Here is a 15,073-nt window from a genome sequence, read left to right on the forward strand (position 1 = left end):
CGAATGGCGGCGATGATCTCTGGATTTTCGCCACTTCATTTCAGCTTATCAATGCGGTAACTAAACGTCTTTCTGCTCGCGGTAACGCTTCAATAAAATTTTCACACGCTCAACATAGGCTTGGGTTTCAGGATAGGGCGGAATGCCATTGTACTGAACCACGGTCGTCGGCCCCGCATTGTAAGCCGCACAGGCCAATGCGATATCACCATTGAACTGTTTTAGCATTTGTGCCAAATACTTACTGCCACCTAAGATATTCTCTTCGGGCAAAAATGCATTTGCCACACCCATCTCTTTTGCTGTTTCTGGCATCAATTGCATTAATCCCATGGCACCAGTTCGCGAAAGTGCACGCGCATTAAAGGCTGATTCCGCGTGGATCACAGCGCGGATTAAGGCGGGATCAAGTTGATGCTTATGGGCGGCATGGGAGATAAGGGCATCATAATTAGCGGTAAATAGCCGAATACCATTCCAGTCTATGGTCGAATCGGGACGACAGGCAAAACAGTCATATAACAAAATTTGATATTGGTTATTTGCAGGGGCTTTGTCAGTAAATACGGTGACACCATTAGCTTGTTGGTATTGATAAATTTTGAGTTTTTCTAGACCTTCACTACTCACTATGCCGCTCTGTGAGTACCGCGCCACAATACGCGGCTTAGCTTTTTCGCGCGCCTCCTCAGCATTTGCATTTATCATCAAACTCGATATCAATAATAAGCACAGGCCTAGCGCCTCAAATCTGCAGGGCAATGAAAAGGCTGCAAAAGTCAGTGTACGAGCAAGCGCTAAGCGAGTAAGCAACATCAAAGTCCCGTGTACTGATTAAGTTTAAGTACTTCAATAATAGCAAAGAGTTGCTTCATTTCTCGGTTTATCTGACTAAATTCTACTGAAAAGGTCGCGCCATAAAAAATGGACTGCATTTGAAAATGCGTTCTGCGATTCGGTAGGAACAAAGTTAGTTTATTGCGGAAAAATGCACATTGAATATTGCCATCGAAATGTTTGGCAAGCTCCTGTAAGCGCTCCATAAATGCCGTATTGAGCAAATAGCGTGACTCGATTTGATCCGTTGAAAACACGTCGAACTCTTTTTTAAATTGCGGATCTTCAAGTTTGACTCGTACCAGTCCCGCATGGCTGTCGGACAGGAAATTTGCTAAACCACCGCGATCCCTCAGCACAACAGTATGACCCATAAAAGCTTTATGGCTACTCAGCTCAACCACTAAGCCACGAAACTGGGTTTCCGTGCGGGTCACAGTTCTGCGCCTGCTGGTACTGACATCCAGTTCTTCGACTTGCACATTCTTGGTCAGGGTAAGCTCATTGACCGCCAACTCAACGCCCTTATAGCAGCCTTGTATATAGTCACCGAAGCTGACTTTGTCGTATCGCGGTAATACTTTAGCCGCAACGAGTCGATTCATGTCGAGGCGCATTTCGCGGCTATAAATAAAATCATCGCCGAAATATTTAAACATCAGCGGATAAATATCATTTTGAACCAAATGCTTAAACTCACGAGTCGGAGCAAAGCTCCACCAGCATAATCCTACTAAGGCAAGCAATGGCAAAGACGGGAAATAAGCGCCACCGCTGTAGTAGCCAATAACGGTGAGCAAGCTCAGCCCAAGCACTATCATCAAACTCAAATACAAACGTTTACGCGCCGCCTTAAGGCAAGCCACACGCTTAGTTTCATATTTGCGACTGATTGGAGCGATATATTCTTCGTAATAGGCTTCGAGTTGAGGTAGTTCGTCCAAATCCGCAGACAAACCAACATGACCCCGATAAGTCCGAATCGGGCTACCTAAAATAAAAGTGATGATATTCATATTGATGTCATAGTATTGCAGGGTGATAACTCACCCTGCAATACTAAACTTACAAGTATTCGGCCGCATCTACGGGCGCTTTTGCCGCTTCGCTCACCTCATAGAATGGCATCACTTTAATACTCGCCATAGAAGCGATAATCGAGCCGGGGAAGATTTCTACTGCAGTATTAAGCTCGGAAACTGCCGAGTTGTAAAAACGCCTCGCAGCTGAGATGTGTGCTTCGACCTCGTTATAGGTCTGCATCGCCTGCAACATAGTGTTGTCGGACTTGAGCTCAGGATAGTTCTCCACATTCACCATCAAGGTGCTCATTTTGTCGTTCAACCGCTCGGCCTGAACTAAATGTTCTTTAACTGCGCTAGGGTCGGCCTTGTTGTAATTATGGCTTAGCAGAGTACGCAATTCGGTGATTTCAGTGAGCAGTGACTTTTCATGCTCCATAAATCGTTTAGCGATTTTTAGAATATTAGGCACAAGGTCGGCACGCTTGGTCAGCTGTACATCGATACCCGACAAGGCTTCGAGCGCTGTATTGCGCTTTTTGACTAGGCTGACGTACCAAAGATAGGTCACGATAAAAATCAGCGTTAATCCCAATAACAATTTTTCCATCTTCCATCCTTAGGTTTCTTATTCTTGTTAATAGGATACAGCTAACCATAAATGAGTGAAAATTTCACCTGCGGGCTGATTAAGACAATGAAATTACTCGCTGGTCAGAGCTGGCGATGTTATCTAACGAGCAATCATCAACGAAACTGGCCATATTCAACGATGAAAAGTGATCATCTGCATAAAAAACAGCATTTAACCTATAAATTTATCGATATTCAGCTCCGATACAGCAAACAACGTCTATAGTGATATGGCACAACATTAGAGCATCCAATTTTGCTCGTGAATACTGGACTCCTCGAGAGTCCATTTTTTATCCTAATTTTAGCCCTCCTCACCTCAACACAGTCAATAGCAACATTTAAGTTTCAATTAAAACTTAACAATCATACTTTACCGCTAATTTTTTAACTTTTACCTTAGCTTTCACTCCGAGTCTTGCACCTAGAGTTATCCCCTCAGCCACATCATCCACAATCGGCCGTCGGCAATGTCTCGAGTCTGTTATAGGGTCCAAATATTGCGCTGCGTAAAGGTCGACATAAAGGAAGGACGATGAGTTTTAATTCCGGCGATATTCCCCCACAAAAAGCTTCTGAACCCAATCCACAACAGGGCGATATCAGCTCTAGTGGTTGGTTTGTACGTTTTCTCAATATTGTTGAACGCTTAGGCAATCTGCTGCCCCATCCAATCACCTTATTCGCACTGTTCTGTGTTGCCGTGGTCATTATTTCAGGTATTGCGGGCTACTTTGGGTTAACCGTGGTCGATCCTAGACCTATTGGCTCACACGGCCGCAGTGCCGACGGTTTAATCCATGTGGTGAGCCTGATGAACGCCGAAGGTTTGCGGATGATAGTCTCGCATCTAGTGACCAACTTTACCGGCTTTACGCCGCTCGGCACTGTGCTCGTGGCACTACTCGGCGTCGGGATTGCCGAACGATCTGGCTTATTATCTGCGGCTATGCGCGCCTTAGTCATGGGTGCCTCTAAACGATTAGTCACTGTGACCATAGTATTTGCCGGCATTATGTCCAACACCGCTGCCGAGCTTGGCTATGTGGTACTTATCCCTATGGCGGCGATGATTTTCCACTCCCTTGGCCGCCATCCACTTGCAGGTTTAGCTGCCGCTTTTGCCGGGGTTTCAGGAGGTTATAGCGCTAACTTGTTGCTTGGTACTGTCGATCCCTTGCTATCGGGCATTACCGAAGCTGCGGCGCGCATGATAGATCCTCAATACAACGTCGGCCCAGAAGTAAACTGGTACTTCATGTTTGTCTCCACCTTTGTGATCACTTCCCTTGGCGCCTTTGTCACAGAGAAAATCGTCGAACCTAAGTTAGGTCAATACCAAGATGATGATGCAGACGAAACCGTACTGCAATCGATGGAGAGCATCTGTGCTATTGAGAAACGCGGCTTAAAATGGGCTGGGTTATCTATGTTAGTGCTCGCGGTTATTTTAGCGATTTCAGTCGTACCAGAAGGCGCACCGCTGCGCCATCCTGAAACCGGTCTCATCTCAGGTTCGCCATTCCTCAAGGGCATAGTCGCCTTTATCTTTATCTGTTTTGCCATACCGGGCTTTATTTACGGCAAAGTCGTGGGCAGCATCAAAAATGATAAAGATGTCATCAATGCCATGTCCCACAGCATGAGCACTATGGGCATGTATATCGTCCTCGTCTTCTTCGCCGCGCAGTTTGTCGCCTTCTTCAACTGGAGTAATTTAGGCGCTGTATTGGCGGTGTTAGGTGCCGATGCTCTGCAATCCATTGGCTTGACGGGCCCGATCGTATTTTTGTTCTTTATTATGCTCTGCGGCATTATCAACTTGATGCTTGGCAGTGCCTTGGCCCAGTGGGCCATTACCGCTCCTATTTTTGTGCCTATGCTGATGCTGGTTGGTTATGCGCCCGAAACGATTCAAGCGGCGTACCGTATTGGGGATTCGGTGACTAACTTAATCACACCTATGATGAGCTACTTTGGTTTAATCTTAGCGGTTGCCTGTCGTTACCAGAAAAACCTAGGGATAGGTACGCTGATCGCCACTATGCTGCCGTACTCGCTCGTGTTTTTCGTGGGTTGGACAGCGTTCTTCTTCCTGTGGGTATTTGGCTTTGGTCTGCCCGTTGGGCCGGGAGCCGCGACTTACTACACGCCTTAACCGCAATAAAAAAGGCGTCGATAGTGAAGTCGACGCCCTTTCTTTATTCGATAGCTTTAGTCGTATAGCCATTCCATTAACAAACTGCAGATCATCAAAAAAATACCTAGATTAAACACATAGGTCTGTAGGGTAGATTTTAATGTCGTGTCCTCAGCTTGCGACACTATCTGGCTCACAGACATAAAAAATAATTGAGGGGCTAGCCCCATGCCCACAAATAACACTGCAGCACCGACACAGCGAGTTAACTCTGGCAGTACAAGCTCCTGCAAGTAAAATGCATAAACGCCATAGGCCAAAAATGCAAGCGCTATGCCATGACATATCATTCCCACGATAAGTTGCTTAGTGGCAAGATTACCCCACGAAAACACCATGTCACTCCTATACTCAGCTTAACCAGAACTATTGATACTATTGGGCGCGAAGTTTATCTCGCTTACGATTAATCTGCACCCACACAAACCAACCAAACAAAATACCGCCAATGGGATAAATATAGAGCGCTCTTTGCAGTTCCGCCCAGAATGGATCGCCCGAGATAAAATAATGTATTAAGGCGACCACGAGGGACGTCAGCATACCCCAGAAAAATACGCCAAAGACCAAAATGACGTACATCTTACCTTTAGCAATGAGTGCATCTAGTTTTTGCAATTCCAACGCAGCATCATCCATGTTTCGTCCTCTTAACTGCCTCAGCGCAATATGCCAGAACTCGCGCACAGTGCCTATCCATCTTTATAACTAACAGCATTAAAATAACAAAAAGCCCTGCAATTGCAGGGCTTTAGTTTAGAAGTTTAGAAACGATCGAGCTTATTCAGCTGAGTTTGGCTTCTGTTCTTTACCTTTCTTCTCGCGCTTACTGAAGAGACGCTCCACTATCACGAAGAATAATGGTACGAAGAAGATCCCTAGGAAAGTCGAGCTCATCATACCGCCGAGTACACCTGTACCAATGGCGTTTTGACTACCAGAGCCTACACCGGTACTGATAGCTAACGGCACAACACCCAGACCAAAGGCTAGAGACGTCATTAAGATGGGGCGAAGACGCACACGCACCGCATGCAAGGTCGCCTCGACTAAGCCTGAACCTTTCTCATAGAACTCTTTGGCGAATTCCACAATCAAGATGGCGTTCTTAGTCGCTAACCCTACTGTGGTTAACAGCCCCACTTGGAAGAACACGTCGTTTGGCAAGCCGCGACCATTCATTGCAATCAAGGCACCGATGATCCCGAGCGGAACCACGAGCACAACAGCAAAGGGTACCGACCAGCTTTCATAGAGTGCTGCCAATACTAAGAAGACCACTAAGATCGACAGAGCATACAGCGCTGGCGCTTGGTTACCCGATAGACGTTCTTCATAAGATAGACCGTTCCACGCGACACCAAAACCAGGAGGAAGCTGCTTGGCTAAGTCTTCCATAATTGTCATAGCTGCACCGGTACTGAATCCAGGAGCCGTGGCACCTTGAATGTTCATCGATGGTAAGCCGTTAAAGCGTTCTAAACGTGGAGAACCGTATTCCCATGCACCAGTAGCAAACGCAGAGAATGGCACCATGTCACCCTTGTTATTGCGCACGTACCAAGAATCTAAATCTCCCGGTTGCATACGATACTGGGCATCACCTTGCACATATACTTTCTTCACGCGGCCACGGTCAATAAAGTCATTCACATAAGAACCACCCCAAGCCGTTGCAAGCACATTGTTCACATTAGTGATTTCAATGCCTAACGCACTCAACTTAGCGTGATCTACATGTAATTGATAAATTGGCGCATCTTCTTGACCATTTGGACGCACACCCACCAGATTTGGATTCTGTGCCGCCATACCAAGCAGTTGATTACGTGCCGCCACTAACTTCTCGTGGCCTTGGCCGTTCTTATCCTGCAGGTACATGTCGAAACCGTTCGCCGTCCCCAACTCGATTACCGCAGGCGGTACGAAGGCGAATACTAAGGCATCTTTCATCTGACCGAACACACCCATAGCGCGACCAGCAATAGACTTCACATCCATACCAGGCGCTTCACGCTCAGACCAATCCTTCAAACCAACGAAGGCGATACCCATGTTTTGCCCTTGACCCGCAAAACTGAAGCCTGCCACGCTAAACACCGATCTCACTCCCTCCTCAGCCATAAAGTGATCAGACACTTTCTCCAATACTTTTAAGGTGCTTTCTTGAGTCGAGTTAGTCGGCAAAATGGCTTGCGTGAACAAAATACCTTGGTCTTCATCTGGTAAGAACGCCGTAGGCATACGGATAAAGATCCAACCCACTGCAATAACCAGCACAACGTAAATCGCCATCACTCTAAAGCCGCGCTTGATGATCCCAGCAACGCTCGACTCATAACGATTAGTCAGTTTATCGAAACTACGGTTAAACCAACCAAAGAAGCCAGTTTCGATATGAGCATGGCCCTTCTTAATCGGTTTGAGCATAGTCGCACAAAGTGCAGGAGTTAAAATCAAAGCAACTAGAACAGACAACGCCATCGCAGATACGATAGTGATAGAGAACTGACGATAAATAACCCCCGTTGAACCTGACATAAATGCCATAGGGACAAACACTGCGGAGAGGGTCAGACCGATACCGACTAAAGCACCGGTAATTTGATCCATCGACTTACGCGTCGCTTCCAGTGGACTTAAGCCCTCCTCGGCCATTACCCGCTCGACGTTTTCCACCACCACAATCGCATCGTCCACCAACAAACCAATGGCGAGCACCATAGCAAACATGGTTAAAGTGTTAATCGAGAAACCCGCTAACGACAGAATCGCAAAGGTTCCCAGCAATACCACAGGTACCGCAATAGTCGGGATCAAAGTTGCGCGGAAATTTTGCAAGAAGAGGTACATGATGATGAACACTAGTACAATAGCTTCAAGCAAGGTATGTACTACACCTTCTATCGATTTTTCAACGAAAGGCGTTGTATCGTATGGATAAACAACTTCTAGCCCTTGCGGGAAGAAAGGTTTCATCTCAGCAATTTTTTCACGAACGGCTTCAGCAGTATCAAGCGCGTTAGCACCCGTTGCCAGCTTAATCGCTAACCCTGTCGCAGGTTGACCGTTATACAGTGACACCACAGCATAACTTTCAGAACCTAATTCAACCCGTGCCACATCGCTTAGGAAGACGTTTGCGCCTGAAATATCCGATTTAAGGATAATTTTGCGGAACTCTTCCGCCGTTTGTAAGCGGCTTTGAGCCGATACCGTTGCGTTCAACTCTTGGCCAGCCACAGAGGGCGCGCCACCTAACTGTCCAGCTGAAACTTGAGCGTTTTGAGAACGAATCGCAGCGATAACGTCTAAACTGGTCAAGTTGTATTGAGTCAATTTCAACGGATCTAGCCATATACGCATCGCATATTGGGCACCGAACAGCTGAATTTCACCTACACCAGGAACACGGCTCATAGGATCTTGGATGTTCGCACCAACATAGTCGGCGATATCGCCTTTATCTAACGAACCATCGGTCGATACGAAGCCTAATACCATTAAGAAGCCAGAACTCGACTTGTTAACGTTAACCCCTTGCGCCTGCACTTCTTGCGGTAACAGGGTCATAGCGCCCTGCAACTTGTTCTGTACTTGAACCTGTGCAATATCCGGATCGGCTTCAGCGTTAAAGGTTAAAGTGATCTCAGCATTACCAAAACTGTCACTGGCTGAGGCAATATAACGGAGGTGATCGATACCCGTCATACGTTGCTCAATCACCTGAGTCACAGAATCTTCAACAATCTTAGCGGAAGCGCCTGGATAGTTAGCACTGATCACCACGGTCGGTGGTGCAATGTTAGGATATTGGGACACTGGCAGCGAGCGGATCGAGAGGATCCCCGCCAGCATAATAATCAAGGAGATCACCCACGCAAAGATGGGGCGATCAATAAAAAAACGTGCCATAGCTATGCCCTATTGTGCTTGCGTTTCAGAAATAACTTTGGTGGTTACTGGAGCGCCGGGACGAACTTTCTGTAATCCTTCCACAATCAACTTATCGCCCACAGTTAAACCAGAAGTGACTCGCCATTGGTTGTTAATCACTTCTGCGGTCGTCACTGTTTTCGCTTCGACTAAACCTTGGTCATTCACCACCATAGCCACAGCTTCACCCTTAGAGTTACGCGTAATCGCTTTTTGTGGAACCAAGATAGCCTGTGGATCAGTGCCCGCATTTAACATAGCGCGAACATACATGCCAGGTAACAAGATACCTTCAGGATTAGGGAATTCGGCGCGCAGAATAACTGAGCCAGTGTTTGGATCCACGCTCACTTCAGCGAACTGCAACTTACCCGGATGACTATATTGAGTACCATCTTCAAGCAATAATTTCACGTCTGCATTTTCTGAAGCTTGTAGTTTACCTTGCTGCAACTTAGCTTTAAGACGTAACAACTGAGCACTCGATTGCGCGATATCCACATTGATAGGATCAAGTTGTTGAATCGTCGCCAGCGTTTGGCTCTGGTTGGCAGTGACTAACGCACCCGCAGTCACACTCGATTTACCGATACGACCAGAGATAGGCGCTAATACTTCAGTATATTGCAAGTTGATTTTAGCGGTGTTAATCGCAGCTTCAGCCACGGTTACATTCGCTAATGCTTCTTTATAAGCCGCTTCAGCTTCATCGAACTCTTGCTTACTGATGGCGTTGGTTTTTACCAATTGCTGATAACGTGCCGCCTTAGCTTTTGCTGAGGCTAAGCCCGCATTCGCTCTGGCTAAATCAGCATTGGCACTCACTAAAGCAGCTTTATAAGTTGAAGAATCAATCTGATACAGAGATTCACCCTGTTTCACATTGCCACCTTCAACAAAACTACGCTTAGTGATAATACCGTTAACCTGTGGACGAACTTCAGCCTCGAGGAAAGCTTTACTGCGTCCTGGTAATTCCACCTGAATCACTTGTGGCTGGGCAACAACATTAAGGATTCCCACTTCCATACTACGTGGACCAGCGCCCGCCTGAGCGCTCTCTTCTTGAGGGCTGCAAGCTGCCATCCATAACGCCACGCTTATAACTGAGGCAAGTTTAATTGTCTGCCGCATGAGAACTCCTTCAAATATTAACTGCCCACATACCAGTACACTTATTGCGCTGACACGAGCCGTAATTATAACTAAAATCAAATCCGTTATTTATCTCATAGCCTATATGAATCAACAAGGAAGATAACGAAACTAAATTGTAAACTAATGAAAATTTTCACTCATTCAGCATTACTATATTCATCGAATTGTTATTCGATTTAAAAAATCGGTTAACTTTGAGTGGCATTGTTAGGGGGATATGCCGTAAAACACCCAATAAGCCTACTCCATATTGAATATGTTGCAAATCTGTTCATATTCTAGACTTGCGGCAGGCCAAGGCCCACTGCTCAATGACGTTAGCTTAACCGTCACTTGTTGCAATAATTTGTACATAGAGACGAAAACGCAGCGCGCTTGTTTTTACTCAGGCCACTCTCAGCATCAAGTCGTTAAAAACGACCCTATCAAGACTGACAATACCGAAAGAGAGTAAGCAAAGAGCTGGCTTCAGACTGCTTGTGCGTAAAAACATGAATACATCCGATAGCGGATTGCTGTGCAGTTTATTACATCTACTATTTGTGCACGGCTAAAAGGCAGCGCCAGCGTTATGAGCCAACGCCACACAATTAAACAGTCACAAATAATAGCTAGCGGGCTATTTTAGTGGTTACCCCAAAACGGAGCAAACCCGAAATTCAGATTAATACCCCATTAAATGAAACTCAGACTCCCACAAATAATGCTTCTGTAATGAAAAATATTGCTAACAAAGCAATATTTGTCTATTAAAACTAATTTGTTCATCTTCAATCACAACTTAACAGGACTAAATTCGATTATCGCCCACGCTGCAAGCCAAAATACGGCTGATATCAGCCAAACAACGACCCGACTCCTGTTGCCACTGATTAAATACGGCTTGCACTTGTTTAAGCGCCGTTTGTGATGAAAAACCCGTATCGACTAACTTATGTGCTTTAAAATAGCCTTGTACATCATCGGTTAACAAAAAAGTATCTTTGCCAATACCGCGCAGAAAATAGGGACCCGTATTGCCGCCCAGTCGGGTACCGCGTTTCTTTAAAAATGCCCACAACCCGATAATATCCTGCGTCGGCCAAGCGGCGATCAGCTGCGCCAAGCTGCCATGTTCGCGAGCAACATCGTGGATCATCAGAGCATTATCATAAATGGCTTGAGTCTTTTTAAGATGGCGAATCAAGGTCGCATCACTTGCCCGCGCTTGAATTTGCTCAGGTGATAACATTAATACTTTATGCGGTTCGAACCCAAAGAAAGACTTCTCATACTCGGGCCATTTGTTAACAACCACCCGCCATACAAAACCACTTTGAAACACCTGACGGCTCATCGCCGACAATAATTCAGCATCCCGATATTGGCGAATTTCATCATCAGACAGGCAACCAGACAATAAGGCTTCGAGTCCAGCAGGTCCGCCTTTGCGCTCACTGGCTCTGGCATAAATAGATGAAAAACGCTCTAACTGGCTCATATTATTACCTTTAAAATGATTAAATCCCGACACTTTCTATATGGGCTCATAATACCGATTTTTATCCCTGATGGATCACTTGGCTTTGCCAAGAAAAATTGTGTTTATTCCAGCATTTTTTAAAAAAACTCTTACAGCAAGCGCTTCAATTACGACTAAAGTTAAAACGTAAAGTCCGTAAAAGACTGGGTTTGGAGTGAGTGCCTATGGAGCTTTTTTATCACCCGTTATCACGCTATTCACAGAAAGTGCTCATCGCACTTTATGAAAAGCAGGCCAACTTCTACCCCAGAATCATAGATCTACGCGACCCTTTGTCACGCAAGGAATTTCACCAACGTTATCCGCAAGCGCGAATCCCCCTGCTTAAAGCCCAAAATGAACAGCTGATACCCGAATCCAGCATTATTATCGAGTACTTAGATAGGCATTTTGAAAACAGTACCCAACTGCTGCCACAAGAACCACAACGCAACTTACTGGTACGTTTGTTCGATCGCATCATAGACAATGATATTAACAACCCATTATTTCAATTAGAAAAGTTAAAGCATATAGAAGACAGTAATGAATTCGAAATCAAACAATTAGAGAAGCAACTACTGGCACAGTTTCAACGCTTAGACGCGCAACTCACACAACATCATTGGGTCTGTGGCGACAGTTTTACCTTAGCCGACTGTGCACTCATCCCTTGCTTAAGCTATAGCTTCCAACATCTAAACCTGTTGGATTTAGATGAAATCGTGCGCTATTGGCAACAGGCACAACTGCGTGGCGCTTGGATGTTAGTACAAGAAGAGGTGTTACTGGCTGAGATGGAGGAAACGGCAGGAATAAGAGGCATACCTTAGCGAGTAAGTCATGCCTCAACACAATCACATATTGCGTTCTTTCTTCAACTGCAAAAACGCTTTCCACTTCACGACTTCGGGCGGCAACTCAGGTGCAGGATCGGTATAACCAGCCTCTTTCACTAACACATCTAGCGGCACTTGCTTACCTTTGCACACAAACACACCGCGTACATGGACGATACAATGTAGGCCACGTTCGCTCACAAAGCGTTGTTCAATATAAAAATATTTTTCATCCCAACCGACGACTTTGGTTTCAATCTCAAAGGTTTTTAGCGGCTTAATATCGCGAATATAAGTAAATTCGGCGGCGTTGACTATTGGCATCCACTTCAACTTTAAGAAACGTTTCAGCAGACCCATCTCAGCCAACATATAAGTCCGCGCCAGATCCATAAACGCAGGATAGCGAGAATTAGTGAGATGGAAATTGATATCGCAATCGCTCGGTAAAGCACGATAAGTGATACGGCTTGTCCCTAGAAAATCGATCTTACGACAATGGCGCGTGCGCCAGAATAACAACCAAAACAAACGAAAATACAGATTCATAACGCACCGCCCTTGAAATAAGAGCCACAGGCTAACAGAGGTCATACCACAGGGCAAGCGAGATATAGCTCACAAAAAAGACGCCCTAAGGCGTCTTTTTATCGTTCGATTAAGCTAAATACCCTCAGATAATCATCCCATTAAAATGGCTGATTTATCAAAACTCACAATTGCTTATGCAGCAATGCCTGAATGTCTTAACAGAGCATCGATATTCGGCTCGCGTCCCATAAACTGTTTGAACAAGTCCATCGGTTCGGCTGAGCCACCCATTTCGAGGATATTGTGCAGGAAGCGACGACCCGTTTCAGGGTTAAAAATACCTTCCTCTTCGAAACGGGAAAACGCATCAGCCGAGAGCACTTCAGCCCATTTATAGCTGTAATAACCTGCGGCATAACCACCCGCAAAAATATGGGCAAATCCATGTTGGAAACGGTTAAAATCCGGCGGTGTTAATACGGCCACCTGACGACGCACTTCGTCTAAGGTTTCTTGAATGCACGCGCCTTTAGCTGGGTCGTATTCGTGGTGCATTCTAAAATCGAACAACGAGAACTCGAGTTGGCGCAGCATCATCATGCCAGACTGGAAGTTTTTCGCCGCCAGCATTTTATCTAACAAGGCTTTAGGTAATGGCTCGCCCGTTTCGAAGTGGCCAGAAATTTCGGCTAATGCTTCTTCCTGCCAACACCAGTTTTCCATAAATTGACTTGGTAACTCGACCGCATCCCAAGGCACACCATTGATACCCGACACGCCTGCAACATCGATTTTGGTCAGCATGTGGTGGATACCATGGCCAAATTCGTGGAACAGGGTTGTCACTTCATCATGGGTAAACAGCGCAGGTTTGCCATCGACCGGACCATTAAAGTTACAGGTCAAATAAGCCACTGGCTTTTGTAATCCATTGGCGGTTTGACGGCGCACACGGCAGTCATCCATCCAAGCACCACCACGTTTACCTGTGCGGGCATATAAATCGAGGTAGAAACTACCTCTGTGTTCGTCAGTTTCGTCGAAAATATCGAAGAAACGCACGTCTTTATGCCATCGGTCAAAATCCTTTTGCTCAAGGATTTTAAGGCCGAACAAACGCGATACTGTGTAGAACAACCCCGAGAGCACTTTATCTTCGGGGAAATACGGACGCAGGATTTCCTGTGAAATCTCATACTTATGCTGCTGCAACTTCTCAGCATAGAAACTTAAGTCCCAAGAGGCCATTTCAGTCACGCCATATTCGGCCTCAGCAAACGCTCTCAGCTCAGCCAGTTCTGCCTTAGCTTGATCCTTTGAGCGCAGCGCTAATTCATTTAAAAATGCCATCACCTGCGCCGGCGTTTCAGCCATTTTCGTCGCTAGGGATTTGTCAGCAAAACTGTCAAAACCGAGTAACAATGCGAGTTCGTGGCGCAAAGCAAGAATTTCGTCCATCAGCGGGCTGTTATCAAACTCTCCGGCATTGGGACCTTGATCTGAAGCGCGAGTGACAAACGCACGGTAGCATTCTTCCCTAAGACTGCGGTTTTCGCTGTAGGCCATGACGGGTAGATAAGATGGAAAATCTAAGGTAAATAACCAACCTTCTAGCTCACGCGACTGCGCCATCGCTTTAGCGGCGGCTTTGGCAGACTCAGGCAAACCAGCAAGCTCAGCTTCATCAGTGATCAACTTAGTCCAAGCTTGCGTCGCATCCAGTAATTGATTAGAAAAACCACTGGTGAGTTCAGAAAGACGTTTTACAATCTCGCCATAACGCACTTTTTGCGCGTCATCTAAGCCAATACCCGATAGTTCAAAGTCGCGCAGGCTGTGCTCTATCACCATCTGCAGGGCTTGGCTCAATTGTGCAAATTCATTGGATGCTCGCAGCGCTTTATAGGCTTGATACAAACCTTGGTGTTGGCCAACGTAAGTACCGTATTCCGATAAAAGAGGTAAACAAGCATCATGGGCGGCACGCCACTCATCTGTGCTAGTCACTGAATTCATATGAGAAACGGGCGACCAAATTTGGCTTAGCTCATCGTCAACCTGTTCTAATGGCGCGACCAAGTTGTCCCACGTAAAAGGACCTTGGTTCTGCAGCACTTCATCAATCTTAGTGCGGCACTGAGCAATGGCATGCTCAACGGCGACTTGAATATGTTCCGGTTTAATCTGTGAAAAAAGCGGTAATTTTGCGCCGCTAAGCAAAGGGTTGCTCATATTGACTCCTCAACAATCTGTATCTGTTATAAATAAGGGCTAATGGCCTATTTATCAAGGCGAGAAAACCGATTGTCCCCTTCGAACGCCTTACTTAACCCTATTTCCCCTGAAAAAAAGTGAACTAGTTCGCATTTAGGATTTACGTTTTATTTACCTACACATTGTTGCAATCTCGATCGCA

At 45.9% G+C, this 15,073-nt stretch carries 12 protein-coding genes; 2 read left to right on the plus strand and 10 right to left on the minus strand.

The genetic code is table 11. The annotated features are described in order from the left end of the window. Positions 1–60: 60 nt before the first annotated feature. From L5M51_RS17390 to L5M51_RS17400, 3 genes are read right to left on the minus strand one after another with little or no spacing between them, the layout of a single operon-like run. Entirely contained in the window at positions 61–816 is a 756-nt protein-coding gene (locus tag L5M51_RS17390; RefSeq protein ID WP_168826208.1) for a lytic transglycosylase domain-containing protein, read from the minus strand. After that, positions 816–1,853, minus strand: a complete 1,038-nt coding sequence (locus tag L5M51_RS17395; RefSeq protein ID WP_263173890.1) for a DUF3137 domain-containing protein — start codon at positions 1,851–1,853, stop codon at positions 816–818. The genes L5M51_RS17390 and L5M51_RS17395 overlap by 1 nt, the downstream gene beginning before the upstream one ends. Positions 1,854–1,902: 49 nt before the next feature. Further along, a complete protein-coding gene (locus tag L5M51_RS17400; protein ID WP_105250697.1) occupies positions 1,903–2,469 on the minus strand; it encodes a LemA family protein in 567 nt (188 codons plus the stop codon). Positions 2,470–3,027: 558 nt separating this feature from the next. Between L5M51_RS17400 and L5M51_RS17405 the strand changes: the two genes are divergently transcribed. Next, positions 3,028–4,650 carry an AbgT family transporter gene (locus tag L5M51_RS17405; protein ID WP_263173892.1) on the plus strand — a complete coding sequence of 541 codons (1,623 nt, stop codon included), beginning with the start codon at positions 3,028–3,030 and terminating at the stop codon, positions 4,648–4,650. Between the two features lie 56 nt (positions 4,651–4,706). Here L5M51_RS17405 and L5M51_RS17410 read toward each other — a convergent pair whose 3' ends face one another. The 5 genes from L5M51_RS17410 to L5M51_RS17430 all read right to left on the minus strand — a co-directional run bounded on the left by L5M51_RS17410 (position 4,707) and on the right by L5M51_RS17430 (position 11,266). Then, a complete protein-coding gene (locus tag L5M51_RS17410) occupies positions 4,707–5,030 on the minus strand; it encodes a hypothetical protein (protein ID WP_198572450.1) in 324 nt (107 codons plus the stop codon). Positions 5,031–5,067: 37 nt separating this feature from the next. Beyond that, positions 5,068–5,331: a hypothetical protein gene (locus L5M51_RS17415; RefSeq protein WP_168826198.1), complete on the minus strand. Its 264-nt coding sequence runs from the start codon at positions 5,329–5,331 to the stop codon at positions 5,068–5,070. 141 nt (positions 5,332–5,472) lie between these two features. After that, positions 5,473–8,607 carry an efflux RND transporter permease subunit gene (locus tag L5M51_RS17420; RefSeq protein WP_105250702.1) on the minus strand — a complete coding sequence of 1,045 codons (3,135 nt, stop codon included), beginning with the start codon at positions 8,605–8,607 and terminating at the stop codon, positions 5,473–5,475. A 9-nt stretch (positions 8,608–8,616) separates the two neighbouring features. Further along, positions 8,617–9,762, minus strand: a complete 1,146-nt coding sequence (locus L5M51_RS17425) for an efflux RND transporter periplasmic adaptor subunit (protein ID WP_105250703.1) — start codon at positions 9,760–9,762, stop codon at positions 8,617–8,619. A gap of 814 nt (positions 9,763–10,576) precedes the next feature. Then, complete coding sequence (locus tag L5M51_RS17430) at positions 10,577–11,266, minus strand: DNA-3-methyladenine glycosylase I (protein ID WP_131524443.1); 690 nt, start codon at positions 11,264–11,266, stop codon at positions 10,577–10,579. A 206-nt stretch (positions 11,267–11,472) separates the two neighbouring features. On the opposite strand from L5M51_RS17430, the gene L5M51_RS17435 reads away from it, so the two are divergent. Further along, positions 11,473–12,120, plus strand: coding sequence for a glutathione S-transferase family protein (locus L5M51_RS17435; RefSeq protein WP_173248370.1), 648 nt, complete (start codon positions 11,473–11,475; stop codon positions 12,118–12,120). Between the two features lie 24 nt (positions 12,121–12,144). On the opposite strand, the gene L5M51_RS17440 is transcribed toward L5M51_RS17435, so the two are convergent. Beyond that, entirely contained in the window at positions 12,145–12,675 is a 531-nt protein-coding gene (locus L5M51_RS17440) for a thioesterase family protein (RefSeq protein WP_011791203.1), read from the minus strand. A gap of 174 nt (positions 12,676–12,849) precedes the next feature. Next, positions 12,850–14,889, minus strand: a complete 2,040-nt coding sequence (prlC, locus tag L5M51_RS17445; protein WP_263173895.1) for an oligopeptidase A — start codon at positions 14,887–14,889, stop codon at positions 12,850–12,852. Positions 14,890–15,073 lie beyond the last annotated feature (184 nt).

This window comes from Shewanella sp. SM73, from assembly GCF_025653795.1.
In the GTDB taxonomy this organism is placed as follows: Bacteria; Pseudomonadota; Gammaproteobacteria; order Enterobacterales; family Shewanellaceae; genus Shewanella; species Shewanella oncorhynchi.

Excerpts from the sequence above, each read along its gene's own strand:
- L5M51_RS17440 (WP_011791203.1), bottom strand. The coding sequence starts at position 12,675 with ATGAATCTGTATTTTCGTTTGTTTTGGTTGTTATTCTGGCGCACGCGC.
- L5M51_RS17395 (WP_263173890.1), bottom strand. The coding sequence starts at position 1,853 with ATGAATATCATCACTTTTATTTTAGGTAGCCCGATTCGGACTTATCGG.
- L5M51_RS17435 (WP_173248370.1), top strand. The coding sequence starts at position 11,473 with ATGGAGCTTTTTTATCACCCGTTATCACGCTATTCACAGAAAGTGCTC.
- prlC (WP_263173895.1), bottom strand. The coding sequence starts at position 14,889 with ATGAGCAACCCTTTGCTTAGCGGCGCAAAATTACCGCTTTTTTCACAG.
- L5M51_RS17430 (WP_131524443.1), bottom strand. The coding sequence starts at position 11,266 with ATGAGCCAGTTAGAGCGTTTTTCATCTATTTATGCCAGAGCCAGTGAG.
- L5M51_RS17400 (WP_105250697.1), bottom strand. The coding sequence starts at position 2,469 with ATGGAAAAATTGTTATTGGGATTAACGCTGATTTTTATCGTGACCTAT.
- L5M51_RS17415 (WP_168826198.1), bottom strand. The coding sequence starts at position 5,331 with ATGGATGATGCTGCGTTGGAATTGCAAAAACTAGATGCACTCATTGCT.
- L5M51_RS17405 (WP_263173892.1), top strand. The coding sequence starts at position 3,028 with ATGAGTTTTAATTCCGGCGATATTCCCCCACAAAAAGCTTCTGAACCC.
- L5M51_RS17410 (WP_198572450.1), bottom strand. The coding sequence starts at position 5,030 with ATGGTGTTTTCGTGGGGTAATCTTGCCACTAAGCAACTTATCGTGGGA.
- L5M51_RS17425 (WP_105250703.1), bottom strand. The coding sequence starts at position 9,762 with ATGCGGCAGACAATTAAACTTGCCTCAGTTATAAGCGTGGCGTTATGG.
- L5M51_RS17420 (WP_105250702.1), bottom strand. The coding sequence starts at position 8,607 with ATGGCACGTTTTTTTATTGATCGCCCCATCTTTGCGTGGGTGATCTCC.
- L5M51_RS17390 (WP_168826208.1), bottom strand. The coding sequence starts at position 816 with ATGTTGCTTACTCGCTTAGCGCTTGCTCGTACACTGACTTTTGCAGCC.